At 61.5% G+C, this 9,863-nt stretch carries 8 protein-coding genes; all 8 read right to left on the bottom strand.

What is annotated here, in order from left to right:
- Nucleotides 1–201: hypothetical protein (locus IG168_RS02410; protein ID WP_193161555.1), on the bottom strand; the 201-nt coding region annotated here is incomplete at its 3' end.
- Nucleotides 202–203: 2 nt separating this feature from the next.
- Nucleotides 204–599 carry a nitrite reductase small subunit NirD gene (gene nirD, locus IG168_RS02405; RefSeq protein WP_193161554.1) on the bottom strand — a complete coding sequence of 132 codons (396 nt, stop codon included), beginning with the start codon at nucleotides 597–599 and terminating at the stop codon, nucleotides 204–206.
- Between the two features lie 82 nt (nucleotides 600–681).
- On the bottom strand, nucleotides 682–3,207 hold the full coding sequence (gene nirB, locus IG168_RS02400) for a nitrite reductase large subunit NirB (protein WP_193161553.1): 2,526 nt from the start codon (nucleotides 3,205–3,207) through the stop codon (nucleotides 682–684).
- Between the two features lie 275 nt (nucleotides 3,208–3,482).
- The gene (locus IG168_RS02395; RefSeq protein ID WP_319024643.1) at nucleotides 3,483–5,192 is read right to left on the bottom strand and encodes a bifunctional protein-serine/threonine kinase/phosphatase; all 1,710 of its coding nucleotides are present in this window, start codon (nucleotides 5,190–5,192) and stop codon (nucleotides 3,483–3,485) included.
- 40 nt (nucleotides 5,193–5,232) lie between these two features.
- Nucleotides 5,233–6,699, bottom strand: coding sequence for a NarK family nitrate/nitrite MFS transporter (locus IG168_RS02390; RefSeq protein ID WP_193161551.1), 1,467 nt, complete (start codon nucleotides 6,697–6,699; stop codon nucleotides 5,233–5,235).
- A 293-nt stretch (nucleotides 6,700–6,992) separates the two neighbouring features.
- A complete protein-coding gene (locus IG168_RS02385) occupies nucleotides 6,993–8,069 on the bottom strand; it encodes a CmpA/NrtA family ABC transporter substrate-binding protein (protein WP_193161550.1) in 1,077 nt (358 codons plus the stop codon).
- A gap of 4 nt (nucleotides 8,070–8,073) precedes the next feature.
- Nucleotides 8,074–8,658 (bottom strand): ANTAR domain-containing response regulator, encoded by a 585-nt coding sequence (locus IG168_RS02380; protein ID WP_226876459.1) that lies wholly within the window; start codon nucleotides 8,656–8,658, stop codon nucleotides 8,074–8,076.
- Nucleotides 8,659–8,662: 4 nt separating this feature from the next.
- Nucleotides 8,663–9,863, bottom strand: a 1,201-nt coding sequence (locus IG168_RS02375) for an alginate export family protein (protein ID WP_193161549.1), incomplete at its 5' end; no start/stop codon positions are given.

The following is a 9,863-nucleotide window of genomic DNA, read 5'->3' as shown; positions in this document are numbered from 1 at the left end:
CGCCTCCCCCAGGGTATCGGCGAGGGCCGATCCCTTTACGCACAGTCGCCCGGAATTTGCCGGGTGTGAGGTGTCGCCGTCGACACTGATTTGTTCATTGTCGCCATCCAGTGCACGGGTCGCCGTCACGCCGCAGCCCACGCCGCAATAGGGGCAGGTCGTACAGGTCTTCCGCGCGTGGTACCGCTCGCTTGGTGCCATTGTCAGTGGTTGCCCGGTTCTGTGGCGATCAGCACTTTGTCACCGTCAAAAGCGGCGGCGTAGGTGCCCAGGCGCACGCTGTTGTCCTCAAGGCAAATGCCATCGCGCAGGCGGTAGTGGTGTTTGTACAGTGGGGAGGCAACCGTCAGCTCGCCGTCGATTTCGGCGAGGAGTCCGCGGGCAATGACACCGGCGCCGGCGAGCGGATCCCAGTTGTCGATGGCGTAGAGTTGCGGTTCGGCGTGGGGAATAAAAAATAGGGCGATGCTCTTTGGCGCAGCTGAAACAGTGCGCAAAGTGCGATCGCCCGTAAGTACACACACTCCGGAATCGGCAACCAGATCTGATCGCTGACAGATCGGCTGCCATTGGGTGTGGGTTATGGCAATTTGATTCATTATTTATACTCCAAAATGCAATTTTTGGGCACTTTTTTTTAAAATAAATACGGTTTGCACTTTTCTGGTGCGATTTATCCTGCTACGCGGGTTCGGCAATCCTGACAATTTCCCCTTCCCGCGCCGGTCGCGGCTGGCCGCGCTCCTCGACGAAAGCGATCTTGTCGTCCGGCGTATCGGTGTTCACAAACTGGCGGAAGCGTTTCAACATTTCCGGATCCTCGATGGCGGTCTTCCACTCGCACTGGTAGGTACCCACCACGTTGGCCATCTGTGTTTCCAGTTCCGCACCAATGCCGAGCTTGTCTTCGATGACCACTGCACGCAGGTAATCGAGCCCGCCCTCCAGGTTTTCCAGCCACACCGAAGTGCGCTGCAGCTTGTCGGCAGTGCGCACATAGAACATCAGGATGCGATCGATATACTGGATCAGCGTTGTGTCATCGAGGTCGGTGGCGAACAGGTCTGCGTGGCGCGGGCGCATGCCGCCGTTGCCGCACACGAACAGGTTCCAGCCGTTTTCGGTGGCGATCACGCCGATGTCCTTGCTCTGGGCCTCGGCGCACTCGCGGGTGCAGCCGGATACCGCCATCTTGATCTTGTGCGGCGAGCGCAGCCCCTTGTAGCGGTTCTCGATATGCAGTGCCATGGCGACACTGTCCTGCACGCCGAAGCGGCACCAGGTACTGCCGACACAGGACTTCACCGTGCGCAGGGACTTGCCGTAGGCGTGGCCGGTTTCGAAACCGGCGTCGATCAGTTCGCGCCAGATTTCCGGCAGTTCTTCCAGGCGTGCACCAAACAGGTCCACGCGCTGGCCGCCGGTGATTTTGGTATAGAGGTTGTACTTCTTCGCCACCTGGCCGAGCACGATCAGCTTGTCCGGTGTGATCTCGCCGCCGGGTATCCGCGGCACCACCGAATAGCTGCCGTTTTTTTGCATATTGGCCATGAAGGTGTCGTTGGTATCCTGCAGCCCCACGTGCGGCTTCCTGTGGATATGCTCGTTCCACAGGGAGGCGAGGATCGAGGCCACCGTCGGTTTGCAGAGTTCACAGCCGCGGCCGCTGCCGTGTTTTGTCAGCAGTTCTTCGAACGTGCGGATTTCCTCTACCTGCACCAGGTGGAACAGCTCCTGACGGGTAAACGGGAAGTGCGCGCACAGGTGGTTGTTGACCTCCATGCCCAGTGCGGCCAGTTCCTCGTCGATGACATTTTTCAGTAGTGCCGAACAGCCACCGCAGCCGGTGGATGCCCTGGTGGCATCCTTCACTTCCCCCAGCGAGCAGCAGCCGCCCTGGACCGCGTCGACGATCTGGCCTTTGCTGACGTTGTGGCAGGAGCAGATGGTCGCGGCGGCGGGCAGGGCGCCGGCGCCCAGCGCCGGGGCCGCGCCGTCGGCGGCGGGTAGGATCAGCTGTTCCGGGTGTTCCGGCAGGTCGATGGCGTTCAGGTGGTATTGCAGCAGCTGATCGTAATCGCCGGTATCGCCCACCAGCACGGCGCCGAGCAACTTTTTGCCGGTGTTGTCGGTGATCATGCGTTTGTAAACGCCGGTCTGTTCGTCCACGAATGTGATGGCCGCAGCACCTTCTGCGCGACCGTGCGCATCGCCAATGGAGCCAACCTGCACACCGAGGAGCTTGAGCTTGGTGCTCATATCCGCGCCGGTAAAGCTCATGGATTCGCCACAAAGTTGGGCAACGGTATTGCGCGCCATGGTGTAGCCCGGGGCCACCAGGCCGAAGATGCGATTGTCGTAAAGTGCGCATTCACCGATGGCAAAAATATTTTCGTCTGAAGTTCGGCAGGATTCATCGATGACGATACCGCCGCGCTCACCCAATTGCAGGTGGGCGCTGCGGGCCAGTGAGTCCTCCGGGCGGATTCCGGCGGAGAAGACGATCAGGTCGGTGATCAGCTCGCGGTCACCTTGAAAACGCATGCACAGGCGGCCGTCCACTTCTTCGATGAGCTCGGTCGCGGTGCTGGTGTGTACGGTTACGCCGAGATCCTCGATTTTGTTTTTCAGTAACTCTGAACCACCGGCGTCCAGTTGCACCGACATCAGCCCCGGGGCGAACTCCACTACATGGGCCTCGAGCCCGAGTTCTTTCAGGGCGTTGGCGGCTTCCAGGCCGAGCAGGCCGCCGCCCACCACGACACCCCGACGTGCACCGCGGGCCGCCGCGCGGATCGCGTCGAGATCCTCGAGGGTGCGGTACACAAAACATTTTTCGTGTTCGTGCCCGGGAATCGGCGGCACAAAAGGATAAGAGCCGGTGGCGAGCACCAGCCGGTCGTAGCTTTTTTCCATTCCACTGGCGGCGGTCACGGTTTTCCGGTCGCGGTCGATCGCCGTGACGGCATCATTCAGCAGCAGCTCGAAGCCCCATTCGCGGTACCGCTCGACTTTGCCCAGTGCCAGGTCCTCGGCCGAGCGGCCGCCGAAATATTCGGACAAGTGGACGCGGTCGTAGGCGGGGCGGGGTTCGGCACAGAAAACCGTGACTTCGAACAGTGATTTTTCCGGACGTGCGGCCAGCTGCTCGAGAAAGTGGTGACCCACCATGCCGTTGCCGATAACGATCAGTTTTTGCTTAACCATGATTTCTGCCGTGTTGTGTCTGAATGACCCGGCAGCGAGGAGGGAGGGTGACTTGGCACGGGCGCCTCCTCTTCTGCCGAAGAGTCCAGGCGCCGTTGCCTCGTTAGGGGATATACGTGTTGGTGATTTTTAATATTCAAGGATTGTGCCAAGCGGGGAGAAAACAGCTGCTGCGGGTCCGGGGCTAAGGTGCACAGTTTTGTTGCGATAATTTGGTGCGGGAATGCCATTCCTGCACCCGTCTGGTGCCGTTGTGTAATGCATACCGGCGATTCCTATAGGAAATAGAGCAGGTGCGACAGCAGCAACAACAGTGCCACCAGTTGCCAGAACAGCAGCGGATTGCGTTCCATGAGTGGCTGGCTGTCACTGCGGAAAAATTCCGGGTTGGGATGGCGCAGGTCGTGGACGAATTCCGACAGCGCGGTGTAGCGCTGGCGCGGATCGGCGCTGCAGGCCCGGCGCAGTGCGCCGTCGATCCAGTCGGGCAGGTCGCCGCGATAACTCCTGGCGGAGATGTATTGCAAGCCGGCGTAGCTTTTCAGCGGGTAGTGCTGGAAGCCAGCGCGTTCGCGATAAGGGTAGTGGCCGGTCAACAGTTCGTAGGTAATGATACCGAGGGAAAAAATATCCGAGCGGTGGCTGGCGCCATCGCCAAAGAAGTATTCGGGTGCGGCGTAATTCTTGCTGCCCGGCGCGGTATCGCCGCGGTGGCGCAGGTGCTCGCGCAGTCCCGCCGAACTGGCGCCACCCAGGTCGATCAGTTTCAGGCGGCGGTCGGCCCCGATCATGATGTTTTCCGGTTTCAGGTCACCGTGCACGATTTCCAGGCGTTGCAGCCGGCGCAGCGCGCTGACCAGCTGCGCGATCATCTCGCGCACCTGTTCCAGGGGCGGTTGCGGGTTCAGTTGCAGCCACTGGCGGAGGTTCTGGCCATCCACGTATTCCAGCACGTGGTAGAGAAAGTGGCGCTCGTTTGTAGGAGGGAAGACGCGCACTATACCCGGGTGATCCAGGCGCCGGCCGGTCCACTCCTCGGCAATAAAGCTTTCGATATAGGCGGGGTCGTCGGCGAAATTTACCGACGGAGTCTTGATGACGCGCAACGCTCCCTTTTTCTCGCCACGCTGATCGCCCATGTCGCGCGCCAGGTACAGTTGGCTGCGGGCGCTCGCGTGCAATTCCTGCAGAATCAGGAAACCATCGAGGCGGTTGCCGGGGCGCAGATCCGGCGGGAAGGGCAGGGCGCGATTCTGGCTGAGCAGGTCGTCGGTATCAGGCGGTGGTACCGTTACGATCCGGCAGACGACGGCGCTGAGGTTGTCATCGGATCCGGCACCGAGGGCGGCGTCCAGTAGCGCCTGCGCCGCGGCTTCACCATTGTCTTGCAGTATGTCGGCGATAAATTCCGCGGCCACGAAGTCGTGGATACCGTCGCTGGTGAGCAGATAGATATCACCGGCTTGCAACGCTTCGCGGCGGTAATCGAGTTCCACGTGCGCATCCATGCCCAGCGCGCGACTCAGGAAGGTGCGCCCGCCACCCAGCGAAGTGCTGTGATCCCGGGTCAGGCATTCGAGGTTCCCGCTTCGCAGGCGGTAGATGCGCGAATCGCCGATATGGATCAGGTGTGCGTTGGACCCCTTGAAAATGACCGCGGAAAAGGTGGTCAGCCAGCCCTGGCGCACCGACGTGGCGCCGCCGCCCTGGCGGTAGAGCCAGCCGTTGAGGGATTGCAGCACCCGTGCCGCCGCCTGCTTGATACTCCAGGTATGCGGCGTGCTGTAATAATCGGAGATGAAACCACTGACCGCCGTGCGCGCCGCATCGCCGCCGGCGGTGGCGGCGCTGACGCCGTCCGCCACTGCGGCCAGCGCCCCGCGGAACCGGCGCTCGCCGCCGGTCGGCAGGCGAAAGGCGCAGGCGTCGTCATTGCGCTGCCGCCGGCCGGCGGCGGAAGCGCTGGCATATTCCAGAGAATCCACCGCTTTGTCCGCTTCCGTGCGGGGGGCGGCACAATCGTGTTCAGGCGACATCGATCAGCGACACGCTACCGTCCGGGAGGACTTCGGCCATCTGGCCCTCCGGCTCCTCGAGCAGTAACAGTACCGCAAACCCGAACACCGCGGTGGCGGCGATGACCAGGAAAAAGGCCTGGTAGGACACGAGACTCAGCACGGTGAGGTAGAAGACGGCACCGACGTTGCCGTAGGCACCGGTCATACCGGCAATCTGTCCGGTCAGGCGGCGCTTGATCAGCGGCACCACGGCGAACACCGCGCCTTCACCCGCCTGCACGAAAAAGGAACAGGCCATGGCTGCAATCACTGCCAGGTAAACGGGCCAGTCGGCGGAAATCTGGCTCATGGTGAAGTAGCCCAGGGCCAGGCCGGCGGTGAGGATCAGCAGCGTGGATTTGCGCCCGAACCTGTCGCTGATCAGACCGCCTGCGGGGCGCGACATCAGGTTCATGAACGCGTAGGCGGATGCCACCAGACCGGCCTTGACCGGGTCCAGCGCAAAAGTTTCGGAAAAAAACAGCGGTAGCATGGAGACTACCGCCAACTCGGAGCCGAAGGTGGCGAAATAAAGCAGGTTCAGTACTGCGACCTGTTTGAACTTGTAGCGGTGAAGCGGTGCCGGCGGGGTATGCAGCATCTCGCCATTGATCTCCCAGCATTTTTTCGCATCCAGAAGGAAGAGCAGCGCCAGTGCGGCATAGATCACCGCAACGATATTGCCGGACAAAATCGATACGCCGGCCGGCGACAACTTCCAGGCGAGTAGTGCCAGTGCGGCGTACATGGGAATCTTCATGACCAGCAGCAGGACAAAGTCCCCCCGGCTGGTAACTTCCATGCCACCAATTTTTTTCGGCTTGAAATAGGTGGCGCCCTTGGGGGTGTCGGTCACGGTCTTGTAGTAGACAACGCTGTAGACCAGTGCGATCAGTCCGGTAAAGCCGATGGCGTAACGCCAGCCGTCCTCGCCGCCGAAGAGCAGGGCGATCGTCGGCAGGCTCATCGCCGCCGCGGCGGAACCGAAATTGCCCCAGCCACCATAGATGCCCTCGGCGGTACCCAGCTGGCGGGCGGGAAACCACTCAGACACCATGCGAATACCCACGACAAAGCCGGCGCCGATAAAACCGAGCAGAAAACGCGCCAGTGCCGCCTGCGCGAAATTATCGGCCAGTGCGAAGATAAAGCAGGGCAGGCTGCCGATGGCCAGCAGCAGGGAGTAGGTCAGGCGCGGACCGTACTTGTCCGTCATCATGCCGATCAGCACCCGGGCGGGAATGGTGAGCGCCACGTTCAGGATCAGCAGGGTTTTCACCTGCTCTTTCGACAGCGCCAGGCTGTCCGCAATTGCCATCAGTAGTGGAGCGTGGTTGAACCAGGCAAAGAAGGTAATAAAAAAGGCCACCCAGGTGAGGTGCAGTATTTTGATTTTCCCACGGAAGGAAAACAGGTTCAGGGTATCGCTGGACATGTTCGTTTCCTCTGATTGTTGGCGAAGAAGCGGAATTCCCTGAACACTTTCACTGCATGGTCGAGAGGAAGGTTTCCCGCACTTCTGTACTTTTACCGCGGGCATAAAAAAAGCCCACGGGTGCAGCCTTGGCTGCGTCCGGTGGACTTCGTTGTCCGTTACTCATTTTTTAGGGGCGCCCTGCATTGGGGCGGCATGGGCTTGTGGCCCTGTGCATCATTATCTGTTGATGTCGCTACTTATTTGGTATTCAAATTACGTGCCATTTTATTGCCGTCGCAACAGCGCGGGGGCTATTTCTTGTCCCACTGCAGGAAATCGAGGGCCTGCTGGTAAAGATCTTCCCGGAAGGCCCGCTGTGCACCGGCAGTGATCGGAGCAAAGTTATTGCACCGATCGATCAATTGTTGCGCCTTGCCTTCCGTGGGGCGGCCGCAATCGCTGTCGATACTGGCGAACAGATGCCAGTCGGGATTGGATTGGACGTTGCTGTCGGCCGAGAAGTACAGCTGGTCGCTCAGCGAGGGCACCAGGCTTTCCACTTGCAGGTCAAGATACTCATCCCGCGCGAGTATGGCCGCGGCGTCGCGGCGCTGGGCGTCGTCGGCAAGCCAGCTACAGGCCCGCAGCAGTGCGACCCGCAGCGCCAGGTGCGCGCAGGGGTTGGCCTGGTGCCACGAGTTGGTCACCGCCAGGACTTTTTCCGGCATGGCCGGCAGCAGCGTATTGCAGGCTACAGCGATGGTGCCGAGGCGGCGCTGTGCAGCAATGGTGTTCCAGGGTTCACCCACGCAATAGCCGTCGATATCGCCGCGGCGCAGCCGATCCACCATCTGTTCCGGCGGCAGTACCAGAATCTGCAGATCCCGGTCCGGATCGATTCCACTGGACTGCAGCCAGTGCCGCAACTGCAGCGTATGGCTGGAAAACGGATAGACAGTGGCCAATTTTAGTGGCGTTGTCCCCGGGCTGCAGCGGTGGAGATAGTTCGCCAGGGCTGCGCCGATCTCTTTGTGGTTTACCGTTCCCGCGGAGTATTCGAGGGCTTCGCTCAGCCGCCGGGACAGCGTGATTCCGTTGCCGTTGCAGCTCAGGATCAGCCCGGTCAGCAGGGCTTCCTCGCACTGGGGCAGGGCCTGCTCCAGTGCTAGCGGCATGGGGGCGAGCATGGCTGCGGCGTCGGCAGCACCGCCGATCAGTTTGTCCCGCAGCGTGGCCCAGGAGGTCTCGCGCTGCAGTTCGACGTCCAGTCCCAGCTGCGCGAAGAAACCCATTTCCCGCGCGACGATCAGCGGCGCGCTGTCGGTCAGCCGCAGGTACAGTAACTTGAGGTGGCGCTTTTCGGGGTTCAGGAAATTGACTGCAGGCATGGCTTCAGGGATTTGTCTGTAGGTGGTGAATGATCTGCTCCGCGACCGCGAGCATGGTGGCATTGCTGTTCATGGCCAGGTTGCGCAGCATCCGGTGCGCTGCGCCTTCGTCGAGATCTTTTTTCGCCATCAGCAGGCCCTTGGCGCGCTCGATGGTTTTGCGTTCCTGCAACTGCTGTTGCGTGCGCTCGAGCGATTTGCGCAACTGCTGATAACTGCGGAACTGCGCCATGGCAATCTCGATCGCCGGCGCAACTCGTTCGGCACTCATGCCCTCGGCCATATAGGCACTGACTCCGGCTTCCACCGCGCGGGCGATAAAACCGGCATCGCCGCGGGCGGAAAACATGGCCACCGGTGTGGGATTTTCGCGGCTGATGATGCTGAGGCTGTCGAGAATATCGCGATCCGGGGACTCGATGTCGATCAGCACGATGTCCGGGCGCCGCGCATCGACCTGCTGCAGCAGGTCCTCGGCGCTGTTCAGTTGCACGAGCAGGTGGTAACCGGCCGCGCGCAGCTGGTGGCTCACCATATCCGCGCGCTCGGGCTGGTCGTCGATCAGCATGATGCCCAGTGGTTTACTCATCGCTTCAGAGTGTCACCGTCACCGCGAGCCAGAACTTGTCCGTGTCACCACTCCAGTCTTCGGCGCGGAAGCGGGCGTATTTGGCCAGCAGGTTGATCTTTCCGCCCAGTGCGTAACTGGCCACGAGGTCGGCCTCGTCGCCGTAATCGGCATCGCCGTGATCGGCGCGGAATTGGTGCACTGTGGTTGCAAATCCGATACCGGCCAGCGTGGCCCTGGCACCCAGGTAGTGGTCGCGCAGGCCGTCTGCCGGCGTGCCGAGAAACTGGTCGGCGAATCCCTGGAACTTGTGCAGCGTGGCCAGCGGCGTGACAAAGCGGCCATTACCGTCGGCGCCCAGCAGTTCAAAGCCGGCGTTTAGTGACACCTTGTATTGGTCGGCCAATGGCTGCGTGGACAGCTCGGCGAGATAGTAGTGGGCGCGGTAGTCGGCCGGGTTCTGCGCCAACGCGGCCTGGCTGGCGGCGCCGAGTTGCCATTTGAACAGGTTGCTTTCGCCCCAGTAGTGCAGGCCGGTGGTGCGGCTGGCCAGCGCCGCGGCGTTGTCGAAATCCAGCTCGTAATGCACGAGGGTGAGTCGGTGTGCGGGATTCAACTGGTAGCCGACGCGCAGCGCGTGCAGTTGCCCCTCGAGGTTTGCATTGTCGCCCCCGGGGCCGAAGATCCGGTTGACGTTCCAGATGTAGCTGTAGTCGACGGAAACGCTCTCGCCCAGGTCGACAGTGCTGCGCAGCGCATCGAAAGTCTGCTCGTTCTGGCGCCAGCCGACACCGCCAAGGAAACGCTGGTTGTCGTGATTGATCCGCTGGCGCCCCAGGGTCAATTCCCCCAGAGCGCCGCTATAGGAAAGCTGTGCACGATTGATCTCGCTACCTGACGGATCCGCCACCACCGGGTATTCGGTCTGTCCGTTGGAAGTGGAGTTGAACTGCTCGGCCCCCAGCGCGGTGACATTGTCGGCTTCCGCCAGCAGTGTCCAGCCATTCAGAGGGGCGCTGTGCCAGGTAACGCGGCTGCGCAGCGTTGTTGCCGCCGCGTCCTCGCTCATAGTCTCCTGGTCGACGCCCTCGAAGCGCAGCCGGAATGCGGCGCTCAGGTCGCCGTCGCGCAGGGCGTCACCGATTGAAGTGGCCTGGGGAGTGGTCGCGTCGTCGTCGGCTCCTGTCTGTGCACTGACGGCGGTACTGGTAGTGGCGGCGATGAAC

The organism is Microbulbifer hainanensis (genome assembly GCF_014904735.1).
GTDB classification, from domain to species: Bacteria; Pseudomonadota; Gammaproteobacteria; order Pseudomonadales; family Cellvibrionaceae; genus Microbulbifer; species Microbulbifer hainanensis.
The sequence above is the reverse complement of the archived record's forward strand: the minus strand, read 5'-3'. Positions and strand labels throughout refer to the sequence as shown.

Excerpts from the sequence above, each read along its gene's own strand:
- IG168_RS02380 (WP_226876459.1), bottom strand. The coding sequence starts at position 8,658 with ATGAGTAAACCACTGGGCATCATGCTGATCGACGACCAGCCCGAGCGC.
- nirB (WP_193161553.1), bottom strand. The coding sequence starts at position 3,207 with ATGGTTAAGCAAAAACTGATCGTTATCGGCAACGGCATGGTGGGTCAC.
- IG168_RS02390 (WP_193161551.1), bottom strand. The coding sequence starts at position 6,699 with ATGTCCAGCGATACCCTGAACCTGTTTTCCTTCCGTGGGAAAATCAAA.
- nirD (WP_193161554.1), bottom strand. The coding sequence starts at position 599 with ATGAATCAAATTGCCATAACCCACACCCAATGGCAGCCGATCTGTCAG.
- IG168_RS02385 (WP_193161550.1), bottom strand. The coding sequence starts at position 8,069 with ATGCCTGCAGTCAATTTCCTGAACCCCGAAAAGCGCCACCTCAAGTTA.